19 protein-coding genes and 1 tRNA gene are annotated in these 22,373 nt (G+C 46.5%); 4 read left to right on the top strand and 16 right to left on the bottom strand.

Translation table 11 applies throughout. The features are described 5' to 3' along the window. Positions 1–2: 2 nt before the first annotated feature. Both Q7P67_RS02245 and Q7P67_RS02240 read right to left on the bottom strand, forming a co-directional pair. Complete coding sequence (locus tag Q7P67_RS02245; protein WP_303850257.1) at positions 3–1,367, bottom strand: sigma-54 dependent transcriptional regulator; 1,365 nt, start codon at positions 1,365–1,367, stop codon at positions 3–5. Next, positions 1,364–2,980, bottom strand: a complete 1,617-nt coding sequence (locus tag Q7P67_RS02240; protein WP_303850256.1) for an ATP-binding protein — start codon at positions 2,978–2,980, stop codon at positions 1,364–1,366. Before Q7P67_RS02240 ends, Q7P67_RS02245 begins: the two co-directional genes overlap by 4 nt. Positions 2,981–3,077: 97 nt before the next feature. Between Q7P67_RS02240 and Q7P67_RS02235 the strand changes: the two genes are divergently transcribed. Further along, positions 3,078–3,959: a transporter substrate-binding domain-containing protein gene (locus Q7P67_RS02235; protein WP_303850255.1), complete on the top strand. Its 882-nt coding sequence runs from the start codon at positions 3,078–3,080 to the stop codon at positions 3,957–3,959. Positions 3,960–4,146: 187 nt separating this feature from the next. Here the strand turns inward: Q7P67_RS02235 and Q7P67_RS02230 are convergent, their stop codons facing one another. Beyond that, a complete protein-coding gene (locus Q7P67_RS02230) occupies positions 4,147–6,141 on the bottom strand; it encodes a bifunctional UDP-sugar hydrolase/5'-nucleotidase (RefSeq protein WP_303850254.1) in 1,995 nt (664 codons plus the stop codon). A 244-nt stretch (positions 6,142–6,385) separates the two neighbouring features. On the opposite strand from Q7P67_RS02230, the gene Q7P67_RS02225 reads away from it, so the two are divergent. Next, positions 6,386–6,481 (top strand) — tRNA-Sec (locus tag Q7P67_RS02225). Between the two features lie 25 nt (positions 6,482–6,506). On the opposite strand, the gene Q7P67_RS02220 is transcribed toward Q7P67_RS02225, so the two are convergent. From Q7P67_RS02220 to Q7P67_RS02190, 7 genes are all read right to left on the bottom strand, one after another. Further along, positions 6,507–7,040: a hypothetical protein gene (locus tag Q7P67_RS02220; protein ID WP_303850253.1), complete on the bottom strand. Its 534-nt coding sequence runs from the start codon at positions 7,038–7,040 to the stop codon at positions 6,507–6,509. 70 nt (positions 7,041–7,110) lie between these two features. Next, the gene (locus Q7P67_RS02215; RefSeq protein ID WP_303850252.1) at positions 7,111–7,452 is read right to left on the bottom strand and encodes a zinc ribbon domain-containing protein YjdM; all 342 of its coding nucleotides are present in this window, start codon (positions 7,450–7,452) and stop codon (positions 7,111–7,113) included. 83 nt (positions 7,453–7,535) lie between these two features. Continuing rightward, a complete protein-coding gene (locus tag Q7P67_RS02210) occupies positions 7,536–9,170 on the bottom strand; it encodes a glycosyltransferase family 39 protein (protein ID WP_303850251.1) in 1,635 nt (544 codons plus the stop codon). A 42-nt stretch (positions 9,171–9,212) separates the two neighbouring features. Continuing rightward, complete coding sequence (locus Q7P67_RS02205) at positions 9,213–10,595, bottom strand: HAMP domain-containing sensor histidine kinase (protein WP_303850250.1); 1,383 nt, start codon at positions 10,593–10,595, stop codon at positions 9,213–9,215. After that, positions 10,592–11,275 (bottom strand): response regulator transcription factor, encoded by a 684-nt coding sequence (locus Q7P67_RS02200; RefSeq protein WP_303850249.1) that lies wholly within the window; start codon positions 11,273–11,275, stop codon positions 10,592–10,594. The genes Q7P67_RS02205 and Q7P67_RS02200 overlap by 4 nt, the downstream gene beginning before the upstream one ends. A 76-nt stretch (positions 11,276–11,351) precedes the next feature. Further along, positions 11,352–12,554 carry an MFS transporter gene (locus tag Q7P67_RS02195; RefSeq protein ID WP_303850248.1) on the bottom strand — a complete coding sequence of 401 codons (1,203 nt, stop codon included), beginning with the start codon at positions 12,552–12,554 and terminating at the stop codon, positions 11,352–11,354. Further along, positions 12,551–12,964 (bottom strand): universal stress protein, encoded by a 414-nt coding sequence (locus Q7P67_RS02190; RefSeq protein WP_303850247.1) that lies wholly within the window; start codon positions 12,962–12,964, stop codon positions 12,551–12,553. The genes Q7P67_RS02195 and Q7P67_RS02190 overlap by 4 nt, the downstream gene beginning before the upstream one ends. 107 nt (positions 12,965–13,071) lie before the next feature. Here Q7P67_RS02190 and Q7P67_RS02185 point away from each other — a divergent pair, with 107 nt between their 5' ends. Then, complete coding sequence (locus Q7P67_RS02185) at positions 13,072–13,977, top strand: LysR family transcriptional regulator (protein ID WP_303850246.1); 906 nt, start codon at positions 13,072–13,074, stop codon at positions 13,975–13,977. A 182-nt stretch (positions 13,978–14,159) separates the two neighbouring features. After that, positions 14,160–16,103, top strand: a complete 1,944-nt coding sequence (locus Q7P67_RS02180) for a methyl-accepting chemotaxis protein (RefSeq protein ID WP_303850245.1) — start codon at positions 14,160–14,162, stop codon at positions 16,101–16,103. Positions 16,104–16,318: 215 nt separating this feature from the next. Here the strand turns inward: Q7P67_RS02180 and Q7P67_RS02175 are convergent, their stop codons facing one another. From Q7P67_RS02175 to Q7P67_RS02150, 6 genes are all read right to left on the bottom strand, one after another. Continuing rightward, positions 16,319–17,068: an ABC transporter ATP-binding protein gene (locus Q7P67_RS02175; protein WP_303850244.1), complete on the bottom strand. Its 750-nt coding sequence runs from the start codon at positions 17,066–17,068 to the stop codon at positions 16,319–16,321. Then, positions 17,061–18,092 (bottom strand): iron ABC transporter permease, encoded by a 1,032-nt coding sequence (locus tag Q7P67_RS02170; RefSeq protein WP_303850243.1) that lies wholly within the window; start codon positions 18,090–18,092, stop codon positions 17,061–17,063. Before Q7P67_RS02170 ends, Q7P67_RS02175 begins: the two co-directional genes overlap by 8 nt. Further along, positions 18,089–19,159, bottom strand: a complete 1,071-nt coding sequence (locus tag Q7P67_RS02165; protein ID WP_303850242.1) for an ABC transporter substrate-binding protein — start codon at positions 19,157–19,159, stop codon at positions 18,089–18,091. The genes Q7P67_RS02170 and Q7P67_RS02165 overlap by 4 nt, the downstream gene beginning before the upstream one ends. After that, positions 19,147–19,905: a class I SAM-dependent methyltransferase gene (locus Q7P67_RS02160; RefSeq protein WP_303850241.1), complete on the bottom strand. Its 759-nt coding sequence runs from the start codon at positions 19,903–19,905 to the stop codon at positions 19,147–19,149. The genes Q7P67_RS02165 and Q7P67_RS02160 overlap by 13 nt, the downstream gene beginning before the upstream one ends. Continuing rightward, positions 19,893–22,067 carry a TonB-dependent siderophore receptor gene (locus Q7P67_RS02155; protein WP_303850240.1) on the bottom strand — a complete coding sequence of 725 codons (2,175 nt, stop codon included), beginning with the start codon at positions 22,065–22,067 and terminating at the stop codon, positions 19,893–19,895. Before Q7P67_RS02155 ends, Q7P67_RS02160 begins: the two co-directional genes overlap by 13 nt. Positions 22,068–22,202: 135 nt before the next feature. Then, positions 22,203–22,337, bottom strand: a complete 135-nt coding sequence (locus tag Q7P67_RS02150) for a hypothetical protein (protein WP_303850239.1) — start codon at positions 22,335–22,337, stop codon at positions 22,203–22,205. Between the last annotated feature and the right edge of the window lie 36 nt (positions 22,338–22,373).

Genomic DNA, 22,373 nt, shown 5'->3' with positions numbered 1-22,373 from the left:
ATCTAATTAAGCCTTTTCAGCTTTCTGATAAGCGCATGGCGGCTTATTCCCAGCAGCTTTGCTGCGCTCTGTTTGACGCCGTCTGCGCGTTTCATGGCATCGGCAACCATTTCCTTCTCTATTTCCATAAGCACATCGTCAATGCTGCCGCTGAACGGGCTGACTCTGTCCATTGTCATTCTGAAATAGACCTCCTTTCCAAACATCTCCTGCGGAAGATCGGCAGCGGCAATAACCCGCTTAGTTGAAAGTATTGTTATCCTTTCACATATGTTTTTGAGTTCTCGGACATTTCCCGGCCAGCTGTATGATATGAAGCTGTTTTTGGCGTCATCGCTTATCAAAGGCGCCGGCTTGCCGAACTTCTTTGCAAAAAATGAGAGATAATACTCCGCCAGAAGGATAATGTCCTCGCCTCTCTCCCTTAAAGGAGGAATTTCCAAAGGAAAAACACTCAGCCTGTAATAAAGATCACTTCTGAACTCACCGGATTTAACAGCCTCTTCGAGATTTTTATTAGTGGAGGAAATAACACGCACATCAACCTTTATTTCATTAACTCCGCCAAGTCTTCTGAAAGTGTGAGATTCCAAAAATTTCAGAAGTTTTGCCTGCATAAAAGGAGAAAGCTCTCCTATCTCATCAAAAAATATAGTACCGCCATCAGCTATTTCAATCAGACCATTCTTCCGTGTTTTTGCGTCTGTGAAAGCACCTTTCTCATAACCGAAAAGTTCCATTTCCAGCAGATTTTCAGGAAAGGAGGCGCAGTTAACCTCAATAAACGGTTTGGACGCTCTTGCGGACATGTTATGAATTGTCTTTGCCAGCAAGTCTTTTCCTGTTCCGCTTTCTCCGCGCATGATAACTGTTGTGCTGTCAGCGGAGGCGACGGTTTCTGCTCGTTTAAGGAGTTCATTCATAGCGCCGCATGAAATAACCATATTTTCTCTGACCCAATATTTATATTCTCTCTCACGCCTCATCTCCACTTCTCTGTAAAGGCGTATTTCACATAATATTTTTTCTATGATCAGTTTTATTTCATCCATCTCAAAAGGTTTGTTAAGATAATCGTATGCTCCAAGTTTTATCGCCTCTATTGCGGTGCGGACGTTTCCGTGAGCTGTTATCATTACGACCGAAGAATCAGGTGATTTTTCATTCAGCACCTTCAGAACATCTATTCCGTTTGAATCCGGAAGACATATGTCTAAAAATACTATATCAGGACTGCTTGTTTTTAGATGTTCAAGGAAGAGGCTGCCTTTGTCAAAAACAGTCACCCTATAGCCCCAGTACTCCAGCGTCATCTTTAAGGAATGAGTAAGGACATCTTCATCATCCACTATTGATATATCAATCATACATATTTCCCTTTAAATAGCATACAGACCTCCGTGCCTTTGCCTTCAATGCTGTTTATAGCTATTTCAGCATCGTTCTGCTTCAGCAGCGAATATACCACTGACATGCCAAGCCCGGTTCCTTTTCCCGAAAGACTGAAGAAAGGGTCGAAAATCTTACCTACAAACTCTTCCGGAATTCCGCAGCCGTTATCCGCTATTTTCAGCAGAATTCTGCCGCCCTCCTCACCTGATGTTATTCTGATAACACCATCAACATGATCTATCGCGTTTGAGGCGTTCAGAAGAAGATTTATAAGCACCTGTCTGACCTGTTCTTTATCGGCATATATTTTATAAGCGCCTATTTCTGTTTCAGTTTTTATATTTCGCTTAAAAAGAGTATTTGCAACCAGCCCCACAGAACTTTCAACAACTTCTGTCAGTTGGAAAAGAGTCATAACCGGATGTTTGGGTCTGGAAAAGTCCAGCATCTCCGAAACAATTCCATTCAATCGATCCACTTCTGACTCAAGTTTTCTGCTTATAGTTTTCACAGATTCATCTTTAATCAATATGTCAATAGCCTGCGCGGCGGCTTTCAACCCTGCCAGCGGATTCTTTATCTCATGCGCAATTCCTGCCGCCATCGTTCCCAGAGCAACCAGCCTGTTTGCCGTGGCAAGCTCGTTCTGTCTTGAATTCATCTGTGCCGCCATTATATCAACGGCATCAGCAAGTTTTTTCAGTTCTGTCCCGCCGGACATATTTATTCTGTAGTCCAGATTCCCGGAAGCAAGCTCTTTGGTGCCGTCAACTATCATACCTATTGGAACAGTCAGCCGCCTGCTTATAAAATATGCACCCACTGCGGCTGCGGCTGTTACAACCGTCACAAAAGCCGCTCCTTTCTTTTTAATTTCGTCAGTCTTTCCGTAAATAACGGGATAGGGTATCCCCGCCTCAAGTCGCCATCCCAAAGGTTTAAGCTCGGTTCCGTAAATCTGCAAATCATTCACGAACCTGTCCGTAAATATTTCAACACCGCTGCTGCCAACGATTTTTAATGCAGAACCGACCGGAAACTCGGCACTTTTGACCGCTTCCGTCAGCTTTTGAGTGGGGACATATCCTTGAATATATCCCACAAGCGTACGATTATCCTGGAAACTGTTTACTCTCACAGTTACTATACAGTAGCCTTCTGAAAAGACTTCAATAATTGTATTTTCACTCTTAGATGGTGTCACTACCCGTGTTTTCTTTATACTTCCGGCGCTGTCAGCCAGAATCTGTCCACCGAGAGAAACCATTACAAACCTGTCAAAAATCCCTGATTTTTCAGCTTCTTCTCTGAGCTTGTCTTCAAGAGTATCTCTCACAGGAGCTGTCATGTAACCTGAAAAGGCTATCCGGATATCTCCGTTTTCCGCCAAAAACTCAATGGCGTCCCCGGCTCCTTTTACCTTCTGTTCAAAATTATCTGCGGCTTCGTTTACAGCCGCTTCCATTTTTTTCTCGCTTTCCGATTCAATAAGAGATACATATTCGCCAAATGATACTGTAAAGAGAAGCACAAGCGGAACAAGACCAAAAAAAACATAGAAAGCAAATATTCTGTGACTGAATTTCATCTGAACGCATCCGATGTGTTAACAATTTTGTTATAATATCATGTTAATATGAATCTGATTGTTTAATAATTATAAAATTTTCTGACAGGATAACCCTATGCGTATTACGGTTTTAATTTTTTCCGCACTTCTGTTTGCATGGACAGCTTTCGCAGAAAGCACACTTGAACGTATCGAAAAATCAGGCAGATTAAAAATAGGGTTTCGCCCGGACGCGTATCCATTTTCGTATTTCAATAATAAAACAAAACAGCATGAAGGCTTTTCTGTCGATATGGCAAACATGCTGGCAAATAACCTTTCCAAACGATTCGGGAAAAAAATCACAATAACAGCTATTGGTGTCAAAGCTGACCAACGTCTTGAAGCAGTGATTTCCGGAAAAGTCGATATTGAAATGGGGTCGTCAACATACAGTTTTGAAAGGGAGAGAAACGTGGATTTCAGTCTTTTTTTCTTCCAGTCTGAAACAACTTTTATGACACTGTCAGATTCAGGTGTCACGAAACTGAAACACCTGACCGGCAAAAAGATAGGCTGTGCGAAAGGAACATCCACCCTGAGCGAAATACAACATCTGGTCAAAAGCGGACACATCCACAAAGGGAGCATAAAAATTTTCCCCACTATCTCATCCGGTATAAATGCTTTAAAAGACAGGACAATTGACGCATATGCAACCGACAGGTCACTGCTGCAGGGGATAAAATCCTCTGACAGAAACCCGGACTCACTGCATATACTTAATGAAGCGGTTGCATATGACCCCTACGCATACATTGTTAAAGAGAACGATTCCGATTTTCTTGATTTCGTAAACAGCACGATAAGATGGTCGGTTCTTTCAGGTCAGTACAGAATCATGTATGAAAAATGGATGGGAAAAACCAGTGCATCCGAAATAAAAATGCCGCCTTCTCTCAGGGAATACCTGAATATCGTTTCCATACCCATGGAAAACGACTGGTACAAAAAATAGCTGACCGCACCGTAGATGGAATGTGAACATTTTTCCGGTTATAACTATTGATATCTTACCGGCAAAAAGCATCCATGACAAATAGTTAACAAGAATCTCCTGTGTGCGCCTACAGCGCTCAGTGTTACATAACCGCACACTCAGTATTAAATTTTAGCCCCGTTTGAAACGGGGCTAAAGCAAAAAGTTAGTTTGAAACGGTTACCCTTCCGTCCTTAACCGCTCCTGTGGCCGATGATACTGTTTTAACAGTTCTTATGTATTCAATTAATTCGTTTCTGTAAATAAGCCCAGTATCGTCATATGTGAGAGCTTTGATGTTAAATCCGATTATTCCGGTCGGAAGACCTGCACCGACCTCTGCCCCCTTCCAGCCCTCGTTTCCGCCGGCAATATAATCACTGAAACCCACACGGAATTTTGTACTAAGAACAGTATCTATGGGGTACCCGTGCAGAGAGATGTCTCTGGCTGTTGCTGCAGTGGCGTCTGCGCCTTTGCTTATAGTATATTTTATACCGCTGGAAAAATGGAGATATCCTCTGGAGATAAATCCGCTTACATCTACCGTTGTCTCTTCACTTCTGACAATCCTTTTGGCATTACTTATAAGCATGTCCTTAATCTGCTGTCCGGTCATTTCTATGATACGGATTATATCTGCGTAAGGCATTACAGCGTACCAGTCATTGAACGTAAGCTGGGCGTTCAGAGGCACGCCTGCCGCAACACCGGATGAGTTGAACACAGCGAAATCGACCTCGCCTCCAGGGAATGTCTTACTTCTGGCAACAATGGCATCGTTCATGAAATTCGCCATGGCACATTCACCTATATATCTGTCAGCAATAGTTGTTTCAGTTGACATCACTGCATCATCGGATGTGCTGCCTATAACCTCTGTCAGCTTGGAACTGAGACTGACAAGCATAGGGTCTATAACCGTCGTCTGAAAAGCGGTGTCCACATCAGAATCCTGTTCGTATGATGAATAGTTGTCGGCGGTGGATGCTACACGTTTATCTCTCGGTTTAAGGGCGTAAAGACTTGCAGAGGAAACGGAAACATTGAGTTTTTCAGATGTTTTCTCAAACTTTAAGTTAATTTTGCCGAGATACGCACCCCAGCTTCCGGCCTGAAATATCGGTACGCCGTTAACAACGTTCACATCGCTGAGAGCCGTTGTGTTAAGAACAGAGTGTGTGTGACCTCCGATTACTATCGACGGCACTCCAATACTGCCCATATATGTAGCAATCTCAATATCGCCTTCAGGAATAACATGTCGGGTGTTGTTTGCGTCCGTTCCGTTAAAGCCCACGTGTGAAATTATCATAATAAAATCGCAAGCACTCTTAATAGCAGGAATAACGTTTTTAAGAGTGGTCATAACTCCGCCGAATGCAAGTCCAGCGTCTTCCGCAAGACCGGTTTTTGTCTCCTCCGGAGTCGTTATGCCGATAACACCGATCCTTACTCCTTTGACAATACCTATAACACCAACATGAACATATTCATCGGTCAGTATTGTTGAGCCGTATTGATTGGCTGAAAGAACCGGAAAAGATGCGTTGTCGGATATCATTTTTTTGAGAACACTGCTCCCTTTGTCGTATTCGTGGTTGCCAAGTACTGCAAAATCAAGTTTTGCCGCACTGTACGCTTTATAAGCAGGACTCATCACAAATGTGGAAGTATCGGTTCCCATAAGTTCGTCCAATGATGTACCGATATGGTCATCCCCTCCGGATACCAGCATAACTCTGTCAAGATCATTTTCCGTGTACCTTGTTCCGTTGATTATCTTCATCATCTGAGCCATATACCTTGTGTTACCCTTCGTTGCACTTGTAACAACATGGCGGTGATGAAAGTCATTGAAATGGAATACAGAAAGATTAAGCACACTGCCAACGGCAAGAGCGGACACTTCTTTTGTCTTAACAGCAGAATCCATTGCGGCATATGCCTTTATTGCCGGCGTTCCGTTGAGAACATACATTGAGTCAAAAGCACTCCCGGAAGGGGTCGTCTCTGAAACTTTCAGACTGTTTCCGGTAGCCGGCTCTGTTGCCGTTTCACCACTGCTGTCATCGGATGAACAACCTGTTAGCCCCAGAGAAAGACCTGCGCCTAGAACAATACCTGATCTCACAAAACTTCTTCTCGTCACATCAAACATAAACATCTCCTATTTTAAAATAAATTTCTCAGGACGCCATATATACGCAATAGTCATGCCAATATATAAAAGATGTTTACCAATATGTTATAAATATGGAGATGTTCGAAATCCGCACACATGCAAATCTCAGAACATAAAAAATGTCAGAAAACTACCGCATAAAATATTCGCATAGTCCGATTGAATATGATAAAAATCAATGCCTATTGTTTTCATTGAGTAAAATGATAGAATGACGAATGGAGGTGTATGGGGTGCTGGTGTCCCCCGCGGTCTTCAAAACCGATTGTGACGTACTTGTGCGTCAGGCAGGTTCGATTCCTGTGCACCTCCGCCAATATAATTATTACGGCATCAGCTTTTCAAGACGCCTCACTTTTGAAAAATTCCTCGACTATTCTATTGCTGATTTTCTGTATTCTTATTTCAAAATCCAAAATATTACCGTTCGGGTATGTACTGGAACCACTACAGAACAAAGTAAACCAGCCTTCAACTCTGCATACAGCTTTTCCGCTTTCAACCATCCTGCCTCTCAGACATTCGTTAATTGGTTCTGAATCCGGAAGTTCAATTTCAAAACTACTGAAAAACTCTTCCCCTTTGAAGCCGTAATACATCTTTTTAGGCTTAACTCCTTTATCATCAGTCGAATACACTTTTCCGTCCCCATCGTTCCATTTAAGATATTTGACCACATATGTGCCGTCAAATGATTTGCGATTGTCCGGTTTTATCACTGAAAGACCAAAAAAGACAAAGAGAATCAATCTGAGGAATAGCGGAAGAGAAAATTTCAGTATGTAAAAGACTGCGATTACGGCATACATCACAATAGCCAGAAAAATGCTGCTAAAAATGAACAAGCATACAATGATAAAAAACATCTCTATCATACGAGCCTCCTAATAACATTATTATGGAGGCATTAAGCGTCAGTTCCTGTCGTGATGTCTCAATTAATTTCTACAGTTTTTTGACGAATTCGGATTTCAGCTTCATAGCGCCGATACCGTCAATTTTGCAGTCGATGTTATGGTCGCCGTCCACAAGACGGATGTTTTTGACCTTTGTGCCGACCTTGACAACCAGCGAAGAGCCTTTGACTTTCAGATCTTTGATAACTGTAATGCTGTCCCCATCCTGCAAAACGTTTCCGTTCGCATCTTTAACGACTGTTTCACCGGAATTTTCAGTCTGTTCCGTTTCGCCGCTCCATTCGTGGGCACATTCGGGGCATATGAAAAGTCCTCTGTCTTCATAGGTATATTCAGAAGAGCATTGCGGACATTTAGGCATTGATGACATAGATAAATCCTTTCTTTTTTTCAGCGTTTCCAAAGACAATAACCGGAAAACCGTGGTGATTCAAGGAATTTATACAAAACTGTCTACTGCTCGTCCTCGTGCACAGCGGCAGAGCGGGCGATTATAAGTTCCTTCAGTTCACCGTCCTGCTTGCCAAGTCTGTAAAAGCTCCAGCTTCTGCCGCCTATTGAGGAATATACGGCAATCCTGTTTCCAGCAAACTCTGCCGGCACTTCGTCCTGCTCGCTTGTAACGAAAACTGCGTCCGCGGAATCCGCAGGCATTTCATTTACAGGACGCACCTTTCTGCCGATTGCCCACACCTCTTTTATGCCCAGATCTCCGTAAAAAACTTTATATTGCGAAAAAACCCTGTCGTTTCTGATCTTTTCGAGAACTCTGAAATCCTGACCGGATCTTTTAACAAACGGTGCCGCCAGAAGAAACGTAAGACACATACAGGCTATCACATATGGAATAGCCCTTACTGCACCTCTCTTTCTTATCTTCTGCACTGAAAAATACAGAATAAGCGCCGAAACAAGCCAAAAAACGGCAAAATGCACCCATGAAACATAACCTTTCGATATCTGTAGATAAAGAGTGCCTGCCACAGCACCGAAAAGCAGTGAAACGCCCAGAAAAGCCCATAAATTCACTATATATCTGTCGGCTTTTACCAGCCGGATTTCTTTAACAAGACCTGCAAGATATTCGCCCACAAGAAAAGCGGACGGCAAAACGACAGGCAGCAGATATCTGTCCTTTTTTTCCGGAATCACAGAAAGAAGGACCAGAGCGGAAAAAAGCCATATGAGGTAAAATTTCGCTCTGACGGGGTCTATTCTTTTATATGCAAATTTCGGAAAGAGCAGTGGAATAAGCATAACGCACCAGATTCCGAGCATTGCCGGAAACTGTACATAATACCAGAACGGTTTCATATGCCTGCTAACCCATGCAGTGCTCTCTGCGGAAACGGTGTTGATGACGGCATGTGTTTCATGCAGATAAACATACAGAGGCCAAAGGGACGAGAAGACCACCGTAAAGGCGGCGCACAGCAGTATTCTGCCGTAATATCTGCGGATGAACAACAGCGGTGAAAATGTTAAACAGGCGGCGCACAGCAGAGGTATAAGAACTGTATAGAATGACACGGGACCTTTGCTCATGGACGATCCGGCAAACATCAGCCCGGCAAAAGCGTAATGCGGCAGTGCATTTCTCACCTTTTCCGCGTGTGCATAGACAATGGCTGCAAGCCCCGCAGCCATAAAGGCATGAGCGTATATGTCCCATGTATTTTTCCTTGCCATAAGCATAAAAAGAAAACCTGTTGAAAGGATAATCACAGTGTAGAATCCCACGTCTTCGGAGCCGCTGAAAAAGCGGGCGAAAACATACACCCCCGCCAGCATCAGAAGCCCGGCAAAAGCTGCGGGCACCCGAACGATACTCATTGCGTTGTCCGTTCCGGCATACGCTACACAGGCGGCGGTCAGCCATGTGGGCAGAGGCGGTTTCGCAAGGCGCAGTTCGCCGTTCATGGTGGGTATAAGCAGACTTCCTCCGTCCGCCATCTCCCTTGCCGCAACGAAATTGCGCGCCTCCATGATATCAACATCAATGACGCTTCTGTATGCAAAAGTTCCGGTGAACACCGCGAGGATAATTAATAGAAATATTCCGTTTTTGTTTGATGTTTTCATATTCATGGAGCACAGATACTCCATTGAACATGAAGAATTGATGAATTATCAGGCTGACGGCAGAATAATTTTTACGACAGTTCTCTTTTCATCCGAATTTTCGAGTGTAACGATTCCTCCGTGCAGTTCCACAGTTCTTTTAACGATTGCAAGCCCAAGCCCCGCGCCGCCATATCCGGAAGCTCTGGACTGCTCCACCCTAAAGAACTCCTCAAATACTTTTTCCGTATCCTGTTCGGGTATAACACATCCTCCGTTGGTCACCTCTATAACCACAGAACCGTCCCCGCGTCTGCCGGATACCTGCACAACTCCGCCTTCATCACTGTATTTAACCGCGTTGTCCAGAATGTTTGAAATTGCTCGCGTCAGTTTACTCCCGTCTCCCTTAACAGTAAGACCGGCAGACAGCATACAGTTAACAGATATCCCTCTGTCTTCCGCGATGATACGGTAGTCCTCCGCCAGAACCTCTATAATGCTTTTAACATCAACCTGTTCTGTGCTTACCGAGCCAGTAAGCTCAAGTGCCGACAGATTAAGGATATCTTTAACCAGCCTGTCCATACGCATGACCTGATCTGAAAGGCGGCGCAGGTCTTCTTCGGGGATGTCGGCTCCTGAAGCGTCAAATTTACGCTGCAATCCATCCGCTGCCAGCCGCATGACGCTGAGAGGCGTTTTCAGTTCATGTGAAACGTCTGCAATAAGCCGTTTCTGTCTTTTAAACGCGTTCTCAAGACGGTCAAAAAGCCCGTTAAGCGTTTTTGCAAGTTCGTTAAACTCGTCATTCTCTCCCCCTTTCTCTCTGAATGGGAGCCGCATATGCAGGTGTTTTTCAGTGATGTTTTTCGTTCTGTCGTTGATTTCTCTGACGGGTTTAAGTATAACTCCGGCAAGAAAATAGCTGCCTCCGAAATAAAGCAGCAAAGCAAGCACCAGTCCGCCTGCAAGCCCTGCCGTAAGCTCTATAAGCTCACCGCGCATATATTCCACCGGCGCACCGGTATAAACAACGTATGTTATCCCGTTATGACTGAGTTCTTTCATGCGCATGTGAAAAAATGATGTGCCGTCGCGGCTCTGCCTGGCATATGGCGCTTTACCGTCAACCTTTACACTTTCATTCCAGTGTCCGGATGAGCGTTTGGCAATGGTCAGCCGCTTTGCAAGTTCCGTCCGGAAAACAGGAGTGTCTTTTCCGCTTTCATATATCTCCATCCAGTATTTATTGCTGTCATATTTTGATATTTCATCAGGACTGTCTTCAAAAAAGGCGCGCTCCGCCTCCTCTGAAAACATTTTGAGGTCGTGGTCAACACTCTCAGTATATTCATGGATAACCTCGTGCATCATCCATGCAGAGAAGATAAATCCCGAAAGAAAACCTGCAAGCGCAATGAGTATGGATATTTTAAACCGTATGCTCATTCCTGTTCATCCCTGATTATATAGCCCATGCCCCTTATGGTGCGAATGACGGAACCCTGAGCGGAATCGCCCAGTTTTCGCCGGAGATTTTTCATATGAACGTCAATATAGTTGGACATGCTGAACGGGTCGAAATCATCACCCCATACGTGCTCTGCAAGACTGAATCGTGAAACGGCTCTGTTCCTGTTATAAAGAAGAAACTCCAGGATTGAAAATTCCCTCGCGGTAAGCTCCACCGGTGCGCCGTTCAAGGTCACTTCGCGGCTCACGGTGTCCAGCCTCAGCCCGCCGGACTGAATAACGCTGTCCGCCTGATTGCCTGATCTCCTGAAAAGCGCTCTGACACGCGCCATCAGCTCGTCCGTATAAAACGGCTTCGTAAGATAGTCGTCCGCGCCAAGATCGAGTCCGCTTATTTTATCCACTGTGCTGTCTCTTGCAGTGAGCATCAGAACAGGCGTCTTTATACCTGCCTTGCGCATCTCTTTCAAAACCGAAAGCCCATCGCGCAAAGGCAGCATTATGTCGAGAACTACAAGATCGAACGGAACGTCGAAAAGTCTGTTAAGCGCTTCTTCGCCGTCGCTGGCGGTCTCCGCCGTATACCGCTGTTCCTCAAGCGCCTGTTTTATCTGCTGCGCAAGTTCCTTTTCGTCGTCAACAATCAATATCCGCATCACTGCTCCGCACTTTTTTAAGTATGGTTAATAATAACAAAAAAGTCCGTCAGGGTGCATTAAAAATTGAAGAACTTCACAGCGTCTGGGGAACCGTCTCCTCAACGCCTTGCGGCTGTCCGGCACTTCTTCCGTGTATGAAATAATAGAGCAGCATACAGAGAAGAGCAACCGCAGCCAGAAGAAAATACATCCCCTTGTATCCGGTAAAAGGGATAACAAGACCCAGAATAAGAGGTCCTATGCCGACACCTGCATCCACGAACGAATAGAAGGTGGAGTTTGCCAGAGCCAGTCTCGACGGCGGGGTCAGCTTAACGGCTATCGCGAGACCGCAGGACTGCACAACACCTATACCGAAGCCTATGAGCGCCGCCGATGCGAGAACACCGGCAGCGCCCTTTGAGACTCCAAGAAGACACATACCCGCTGCAACTGCGACAAAGGACGGGTACATGGAGATATTTTCACCTCTGGTATCGAAAAGCCTGCCCGTATAGGGTCTTGAAACCAGAATAACAACAGAGTAAACAACAAAGAACATCGACGCGGCGGCTGTAAACCCCTCCTGTTTCGCAAAAGGAGTGATAAACGCCATAACGCCTGAGTAGCAGAAATACATAACAAGACACACTAAGCTGATGGGAACGGCGGCAAATTCGAAATATGACGACAGCCCCCCGTGTGCGGTCGTTTGCACTGACACCGGACGTTTTTTGCAGTCCCTGCCCATGAAAGCCGTCTGAACCACACATATCAGGGCTGCAACCGTACACACAGCAAAGATCGTTTTAAATCCCCAGCGGGAGATTATGACCATTCCGATGAATGGTCCCACTGCCGAAGCTAGTGTGATGCTGAGCAGATAATACCCAAGCCCTTCGCCTCTTCGCTCCGGAGGTATCATTCCGGCGACAATGGTTCCAACCGCCGTGGCGGCTGCGCCGTATGCTATCCCGTGAACAAGGCGCACGGCATAAAGCATAACAAGGCTGTGCGCGAAAAAATACAAAAGCACCGCGGCAAGGCAGACCACAGTGCTGTAAAAAAGCAGGTTCCACCTGCCCGTGTATGACATCCATTTTCCGCAGGACATTCTTGATATCAGCGCTCCGATTACAAAAAGCCCCGCCGCCAGTCCCCCTTCGCCGATTGAGCCGCCGACGGAATCGGTGACATAAAGCGTCATCACCATCATGGGGATATAGTAGCCGAGCATCAGAAAGAAATTAACCGATGCGCCGAGAATAAAGTCCTTTGTGAAAACACCGGAGGTCATATAGCAGCCTGCTCCTTAATTATCATAACAGGCACTCTTGCGTGCTGAACAACGCCGTGACTGACACTGCCCAAATATTCTTTGATACCCGTAAGACCGCGGCTTCCCATCATAATGAGATCACTGCCGGTCTTCTCCGCCTGTTCAAGAATAACGTAGGAAGGCGAGATACCGGTTATCATCATGAACTTCTGTCTTCCTTTGAATCTGTTGAGGATGGCGAGCGCACGCTCCTCAATTTCACATTCCTGATCGTAAATTTCTGAAAGTTCGGCTGACGGAGCGCCGACAACCACATGAATAGCCATAATCTCGGCACTGCACGTTTCCGCAAGAGCAATCGCCCGTTCCAGAGAGCTGTCGGACGCAGCGGAACCGTCATAAGCAACCATTATCCTTTTACACCACATGGTCAGTCCCCTTATGTTTTTCTGACAGAATATCACCGCTGATTAATAATTTGAAATACATATTTTATCATGATAATATAGCTTTAAAGTTATATATAAGGTGATTTATGGAACATATTCAGCTCAGATATTTCCTGACGGTTGCGGAACACGAAAACATCACCCATGCGGCGGACGAGCTGAACATCACCCAGCCTTCGCTGAGCAAAACCATATCCAGACTGGAAGAGAATCTGGGCATGGCTCTTTTCGAAAGGAAGGGTAAGCGAATTCTGCTGAACCCTTACGGAAAAATATTCGAAAAACGTGTGCGCAGAATGTTCAGCGACATGGAGCAGGCACAGAGGGAATTGAAGGATATGGCAAAGCTGGAACAGAACCGCATAATAATCGGTTCCACAGTAGCGCGTATCATGCCAAAACTGCTCACGGATTTCCTTGGAACCCATCCCGATATCCTGTTCAACCTGATACAGATAACAAACCATGAAATGATACGTAAAAACCTTCTTGACGGTGACATAGACCTGAGCGTCTCCATCATGCCCATAGACGAACCAGGGGTGGAATGCCGGAGACAGGCGTCCGACGAGATACTCATTGCAGTTTCGAAAAATCACAGACTGGCAGGCAGAAAATCCGCCAGCCTGCTTGAGATAGCGGACGAGCCGCTGGTCTATCATTCATACGAAACGGGGCTGCGCAGGATAACAGATGCAATTCTTAAACAAATGAAAATCAACCCTAAAATATCTTTCGAGTGCACCACGCCGGAGATAATCTGCGAGCTTGCGGGGCAGGGGTTCGGCAACGCCATAATACCCGCTTCGTGGCTGGGGATGGTAGGAATGACGTCGCTTTCTGTCATGCACATAAGCGATTTCAAATGCGAAAGGGGCATATGGCTCTCCTGGGTGGAGGGCAGATATATGCCGCCGTCAGCGGAGGACTTCATAGTACATGCGGGGAGGCATTTTGCAAAAGGATACAGTCTCGACCGGTCACATATTTAAACAAAGTTAAAAGCCTGCACACGTAACGCATAGCTTCATCTATATTACTAAAAAGATAATTTCATGATTGACAAATTAAACAGATGCCGCTAAATTATACGGATACAAATATATATATTTTTCTATTTAAATAATTGCACATCAGCACAAATAGGCTCGATAATAAAAACATCGGGGTTAAAATGATCAGGTCTCTTTCTTCAAAACTTTTGTTCTTCATTCTGATTCTTCTCGCGCTCATGCTTGCTGCGGGAGGAGCATACTACTTCATTTTCCTGCACAATCTGAGGGAAACAAGAGCTGCCGCATTTTCAGCCGAAATGGCTCAAGGCGTCGAAAATGCCGTTAAGATTAAGCTGGATACAATCCAGACGCTCTCAATAACGCTCAGCCACAACAGAAAGATCATCGAATCTCTTGAATCCGGGGATCCGAAAAAGGCTGTCAAAGAACTTGCCCTGATAGAAAAGGAATATCATTCAGTGGATTTTAAAGGTACAGGATTTCATCTTATCAGAGCGGACATGCACAGCTTTTACCGTAGTTTCGACCCGAAACGCGGCGACGACATTTCATTCCGTTCCATGGTAAAGAAAGTTGTCGAAACAAAAAGCCCCGTTTCCGGAGTTGAAATCGGAAAAGCCGGAATGGGTCTGCGCGCGCTCTCACCCATATTTTCCGAAGACGGACGCTTCATAGGCATAATGGAACTGACCATGGGTGTCGGAAGCATATCAAGACAGTTTGAAAACGAAAAAAACTTCTTCATTCTGCTTGTTGACAAAAACGCTGTGGATACTGCCGCATACATGGAAAAGGCTTCCGATGTTGAAATAGGCGATAAATATCTGACTGCGAACAAAAAATGGTTCAGCGACAAAACTGTGACATGGGCGGAGAAAGCTCCTTTTGAGGAACTGGAAAGAACCGGAAAAGCTCTGAACGACGAGGCTCTTTACGGTCTCCATGAGATGAAGGACGCAAATGGAAAAGTTTACGGTGCGGCTCTTGTCGGAACAACCAGAGCAGAGTTTGACGCACGAACGGCGACACTAATAAACGCAGTACAGTTCATGTTTCTTATCAGCGGTTTCATGATATTGATCATGGTTGCGTTCATCATGTTTGTTCTGCGCAGAATGTTCATTGCACCTGTGAAACAGCTTGGAGATTTCTTTGCAGGCATGGGCACGGATCTGACAGTGCGGTTCGGGTATACGGGCAGAGACGAAATCGGCATGGTCGCGGAGAAACTCAACGAATTCATTGCGAATTTCCGCCAAATAGTCATAGAGATAAAAAGTGCATCCAGAGAGGTACAGTCCTCCACAGACACAATAAACAACATGGTTGACGCTGTAATAGGCGATTTCCGTGTTCTTTCGGACAAATCGGAAAGCATTTCTGCATCTTCTCAGGAAATGACTTCAACATCCACCGACATAGCCAAAAGCTGCCACATATCGGCAGCGGCCTCCAACAATACAACAGACACAACACAAAAAGGCATAAAGGCTGTCAACGATTCAGTCGATCAGCTTATGCTTATATCCGACAGAATTGCCGGAACATCGGAAGTTGTCAGCAAGCTGGATGAAAAATCTAACGAGATAGTATCAATAATCTCTGTTATCAAAGACATAGCAGATCAGACAAACCTTCTCGCACTGAATGCCGCCATTGAGGCAGCAAGAGCCGGTGAGGCTGGACGCGGTTTCGCAGTTGTCGCGGACGAAGTGAGGAAGCTGGCTGAAAAGAGTGCAACAGCCACTAAAGAGATAGAGGCGATGCTTTCGGGGATCCGAAAGGATACGGATACCGCCGTAAGCCAGATGTCAGAGCGTGTTGCCGAAGTCAAAGAGGGTTCCACACAGGCGGACACTGCAGGCGAAAACCTGACTGTCATACTTTCCCAGATTTCAGAGGTTGCGGCTCAGATAAACCAGATTGCAGCAGCCGCAGAAGAACAGAACGTTATAATACGCGGAATTTCGGACGACATCACCGAGGTTTCTCATATCGCAAAAAACAGTACCGACAGAGTTTCCAACCTTGTCGCTGAGTCCGAAAGCATGACAAGGGTCAGCCGTCAGCTTGAAGGGCTTGTAAGCAAATTCAAAGCATAACACCTGAGGCTCCGGCGTTCCTGCCGGAGCTTCTTTTTTTTCACGGCAACTCAAAAATATACATACATTAAACCGTCAATTATTTAATCATATGATTAATTACCAAGCTCACTTTTTTTATTTACTTGCCATGTTTAACATGCTAATGGTTGTTGTCCTGTACTGCAATACAGGGTAGGAGTTGTTTCAGGGGTAAACCAAACGGCGAAACACGTTCAGTAGACAACGCACAGCCTGCTGTCTATCTCACGAATACACATAGGTATTTTGTAAACATCGGAAACGGCTTCGCTTTTCAGACCCATGCACGGACAGAAATCCGCCTGCCTGCCGTTGTCCAGAAGAAGAATACTGTCCGCATAGCGCAGCGCAAGGTTAAGGTCGTGAATCACAACCAGTGTGCTCAACCCGGATTTCTGCGTAAGCTGTCGCGTGGTCTCCATTATATCTATCTGATTCTTCACATCAAGGTGGTTAACCGGTTCATCAAGTATAAGAACGGAAGTTTCCTGCACAATGGCGCGGGCTATCAGCACCTTCTGAAGCTCACCGCCGGAAAGCTCCGTGACATTCATTTCAAGCATATGGGTCAGCCCCAGCCTGTCGGCAACCTCCGCCACTCTTGCTCTGTCCTCTGCTGACGGATACCAGCTTATATAAGGCTTTCGGCCCAGCAAAACAGCATCCGCAACCGAGCTGGAAACTGCATCTGTCACCTGCGGCAGATACGCCACAACCTTTGCGCGCTCCCGCGGACTGAGCAACGTAAGTTCACTGCCCATATAGCCTACTGAGCCGCTCTCAGGCTTAATAAGCCCACTAATCACCTTCATCAGCGTAGACTTTCCGGCACCGTTAGGACCTATAACTGCGCAAAGTTCCCCAGTCCCCACACTGAATCCTATACCGTCAAGTATCTTTCTACCGTTTTTCAGGCTGTATGAAATATCTTTGACATCAAGCATTTTTAATCGACCTCCGCAAAAGAAGCCCAAGAAATACAGGCACTCCGGCAAAAGAGGTTATTACTCCGACAGGAAGCGCCGTCGGATAAAGTACCGCCTGTGCCGCAATATCCGCCGAAAGCAGAAGCACGCCCCCCAGAAGTCCCGCGGCAGGTATCAGAAATCCGTGCCCCGCCTGTCTGAAAACAAGCCTCACCATGTGGGGCGCTAGCAGCCCTATGAAACCTATGACACCGTAAAACGCAGTGGCAAAAGCCGCCATAACCGCTGTTACAACAAGCGAATACACCCGCACCTTTCTGACCTCGACCCCAAGCCCCGCCGCATAGGATTCACCCCACGCCACAGAGTTATAGTCCCAGCTGTATCTAAGCACGAAAAGCGTACCCGCAAGACAGACTCCCGCCATTGTGAGAGCCTCTGTCCAGCCTCCCTTCCCAAGGTCGCCGAACGTCCAGAAAACAGCCGCCGCAAGCTGGCTGTCCGTGGAAAAATACTGCAGAAGCATCGTGCAGGCTCCGAAAAAGGAGGAGACCGCAACACCTGCCAGTATAAGACCCTGAGGTGTCATGCCCCTTACGAACGAGAACAGCAGAATGACTGCGGAAGCCGCCAGCGAACCCGCGAAAGCGCCCGCCGCGACATAGCCCGGATTTCCGAGCACAACGCCGGAACCTGTAAACTGCGTACTGCCCGCACCGAGCACTATTATCGAAAATGCAGCCCCGAAAGCCGCACCCTGAGAAAGCCCAAGTGTGAACGATGAGGCGAGCGGGTTATTCAGCACATTCTGCAATATAACCCCGCACACCGCAAGGCTCATGCCTGTGAACACCGCTGCTGTTATCCTCGGCAGCCGCAGATAATATATAAAATATTCAAGATCTTTGTTGTCGCCGCTCAGAAAAAGTGCGGAAACGGTATCGCTCCACGAACCGCCTCCCTCGCCCCTGTGCAGCCCCGTCACAGTGGCGGCGAAAAGCAGCACAGCCATAACGGTGAAAAAAACTGCCTCTTTTCTCATTTTCCAAGTGGTTCCGTTCTCAGCCCGCCATCTTTCAGCACGACCTTACGGTAGCCGCCCGTATCTTTCTCAAACTGCTTATACAAAGGCACGCCGACAAACGCTGTAAATACCCTGTCCGCCTCAGCGGCAGGATCTATGTCTGCATATTTCTGCGGATAAGCCGCTTTCGCCGCCATAAAGGAGTTTGCGAGCATCACTTCAGGATTAACGTAATACGCGGTGTTGGGCAGCATCAGATATACTCTGCCATTTTTGAAAGCGGGTAGTTTTCCGAAAAGCTGCGGGTCGTCCCTGAACTGCTTCTGCATGACTGTGAGCCCTTCCGCATCCAGAAATACCAGAGGTGGCGAAATGCTCACGATAAATTCTTTATTTACGAACATCTGGCTTCTTTTTCCAGCTTTATGGGCTAGGTTTGAAATCTTAGCAATATTGAACGGCAGAAAATCACCCGCCGTGCTGTCTATCCCCTGAAACCCCTTATATGCTATACCGCCGACATATGCCTGAGTTTTCTGCGGAACATCAATATTAAGCCGGCTTATTATCTTCTTTATATACGCGTTAAGCTCCGCAGCACGCTTCTGCCTGCCAAGCACCTCACCTGTAAAGGTGATGGACTGCATATAGGTTTTAAGATCGAAAGAGCCTCTGCCGTAGCTCACGGCAACAACAGGTATCTTCAGCTTTCTGTAAAGCATGTCGGCAACGGTTCCGTCTTCGGCATTTATAAACACCACGTCCGGTTTAAGACCGATGATGGCTTCAACATTATAGCTCTGCGCAGGACCGCCCCTGCCCACCACGGGCAGATTTTTTACCATCTCCATGTTCGCATAGATATACGGCTTAGGAAAATTAGCCCGCTTATCAATATCCTCAACACCTACTGCAAGGTTCTGCGCCTTCATATATGTTACGAAGCTCATGCTGCTGCCGAGGGCTATCAGCCTTTCAACCCTGTCCGGCACCGTAACCTTGCGCCCCTGCATATCGGTAACTGTTTTTGCCTGTGCTGAAAAAACAGCGCAGAGCATCAGCAGGATGATTGTTAAACGTGCCATACGATTACCTCTATACGGTATTTCGTCCTGTCGATATACTCGCCCTTGCCGTTTCTGAACTGTTCAACGTATTCCCTGATATACTGTGCATCCAGAGGCACGTTATATGTAGAAAGCATGTCGTAAGCGTTCTTCGCCATCTCATCCAGAGTGCGCACAACCACCCATTCGCCGTCAACAACCTCCGCCGAATAGGCGTATTTATTACGATCCAGCCACTCTTTCATTTTGTATGAATCGCTGAAATCTCTCTGTTCTATGCCGAACTTTCCGTAAAGTCCGTTCAGCACTGCGGAATCCATTTTTCCTGCGAACCCCATATATGCTGCGCTTTTCAATGAGCAGTCTGTGACTTTGCGTCTCGCCTCGTCGGACTGAATGGCGGGTGTCATGGAACAGAAAACAACGTCATATTTCCTTTCAGGTGTAAAGCCTGCCCAGTCGGTGTGCACAGTGGTTATGTTGTTAACGCAGTACGCCTTCGCATCCTCACTCATGATGCGCAGCATCTCGCCGGAGATGTCCGTACCCGTGACGGTTTTCGCCTCTCTGGCTATGCGGATGGTATACATACCGCTGCCGCAGCCAACGTCCAGCACGTCTGCGTCTTTGAACACCACGCCCATCCGTTTTATCCTGTCCAGCATACCGGATTCGTAGTTATTCTCTTTATCCTCATATCTGGGAAAGGTCTGCGCCTTATTGTCCCAGAAATTCACCTGCTGATCTTTCGTTAAAGTGTCCATTTCACACTTACCCCCATGTTAAATCCAAGTGCGGGATATCCCCACGATTCCTCATAGTCCTCATCGGTTATGTTGTCCGCATACAGCTCAAGGGTGAGCTTTTCGGTCAGCTTATGTCTTATGCTGGCGTCAAACGTGGTGTAGCTGTCAAGTGTGGCAACGTCTTCGGCGTTGATTGCATATTCCCTTTCGCCGATGTACGTTGCGCCAACATCAAGCCACGTCTTTTCGGTTATCTTCCAGCTTAACCCCGCCTGTGCCTTATAGTCGGGAATATAGTCCACCTTTTCAAGATTATTGTCGGGATCTGCGGGGTCATCCTCTTTCTCAGTTTTCTGATACGTTACGCCGAAATTACCGGAAAGGTTTTTGGTTATGCCGTGTGCGCCTGTCAGCGTTAAACCTAAAAATTTCGCCTGCGCGTTGTATGCCGCCCACGACGTTTTTGTAGATGTCAGCGAAACGGGGACAGACTTGTGCATAATGTAGTCGTCAACGTCATAGTAATAGGCTGAGAGCTGAATGAATTCATCACGGGAGAAACTGTGTCTGAACGCTGCATCGATGGCATTTGCTTTTTCAGGTTTAAGCCCGCCTTCAAGATACGCTATCTGCCCTGCATTTGACTGTGAGTTCCAGTAGACTTCAGGCAGCGTGGGCGTTCTGTAGTTCTGATAAACGAACAGGGAAACCTTGTCCGAATGGGTTATAGCATAAGTTGCGCCGAGTTTCGGGGTTACCGCAGATTCCGTGAAGTCGGCTCCCTCCACGTCGGAATCGAAAACATCGTATCTCGCACCGAAATTCAGAGTCAGCCTTTCGGTGACGCTGTAAGCATCGGAGATGAAAAGTCCATCCGTACGGGCATCGTTTCCGCCGGAATCAGACATAGTACCTTTCCAGCCGTTCTGTACCGCGCTGTTATAGTTGGTATCGACATAATTAACATCAATGCCGCCGGATTTCAGGTGTTTCTGTTCAGCGCCCGCAACGATAAAATGGCTTCCGGCAGTAATCTCCGTTTTCAGTTTGAACCCGTAGCTCCTGTCAACCTCAACGTCCCTGTCCAAAACAAGGTCGCCTTCGGCTGTTTCTGTCGCATCAAAATTGTCCATGGGACTTGTCTGGGCAAGGAGTCTTGATTCTATGTCGGCATAGTTCTTCTCTGTCCTGTCCTCAATGTTTTTATATGCAGATGCCTCCACATAAACGTTCTGCCCTAAGAACTGGGAATATTTCACATCGAGCAGCTGGCGTATCTTCGTCCAGTATGCGCCGTCGCCTATAACAGTCATTGATGGTGTCGGCGTGCCTCCTGCGAATGTCTCCCCGCTTGAAAGAGGATAATCGCCGTATATCTTCGTATTGAATCCTGCAAGATTGGGATCCGAATCGCTTCCGGGAACGCCGTCCGCACGGTTGGTGCGTATAAGTCCGCGCCTGGTTTTGGTATAGTTATAGCCGAACACCAGTTCGCCGCCATCCCAAGGTGTTTTCAGATAGACTTTGGGAGCGATATGGAACGATTCATAATCGTTGTTGAGAAGGTATTCCTCCGCCTGCTGGTGGCTGACACCGAGACTGACCCCAACAGCCCCGAACTGCTGTGAATATGCAGCACGGACATTGTGGAAATCGTCGGCATTGTCCCATCCGCCAAGGGTGCCGTAAATGCTGAGTTCGGGCTCCTTTGCCGGATGTGCCGTGTATGCGTTGATAACGCCGCCGAGGGCGCTGTTGCCGTATTCCGCAGAGCTTCCGCCCTTGATTATTTCAATGCGGTCAATGCTGTCCAGCGGGATAGTTCCGAAATCTATATAGTTGCCGCCGACGTTACCTGTGGAGCTTATGCTTCTGCCGTCCAGATTGAGGAGTATCCGCTTGCTCTCCATACCTCTTATGGAAAGCACGTCACCGCTGTCGCCGAACGCAGCTTTACGCTTCATGGAAATTTCAGGATCTTTTGAAATGAAATCCGCGATATTGTTGCTGCGGTTTTTTTCAACAACCTTTGCGTCGGTCTTGTCCAGAGTATCTGTTCCGCCTGAATATGCCGTATCTTCATAAGTAATACTGTCGAGATAGTAGGTGTCCTGCATAAGACTGTCCGCCATCGCTGATGCAGCTATCATAATCATTAAGCAGGTCAATAACTTTTTCATATTGCCTCCTCCGGTTCTTCAGAAAATTAAACAACCGTACAGAGGCAATGTCAATACAAAAGTATGACTTTTTTTAAATTAGTATTACCATGAAATCAGCAATATATGGTATTTTATTGCGGAAAAAGAATTTTTTCAGTTTACATATTTGATAAGAAGACCGATGATCACAACAACCAGCAGCATGAACAGAAGTCTCCCGTTATAATGTTCATCATGGCCGTATTGTTTTTCATCTTTTTCTTTGTCTTCGTCATGCACGGAAAGCATCTGGTTACCTCGAAAATTAAAATAAAGCACAATTTT

The organism is Seleniivibrio woodruffii (genome assembly GCF_029267515.1).
In the GTDB taxonomy this organism is placed as follows: domain Bacteria; phylum Chrysiogenota; class Deferribacteres; order Deferribacterales; family Geovibrionaceae; genus Seleniivibrio; species Seleniivibrio woodruffii_A.
The sequence above is the reverse complement of the archived record's forward strand: the minus strand, read 5'-3'. Positions and strand labels throughout refer to the sequence as shown.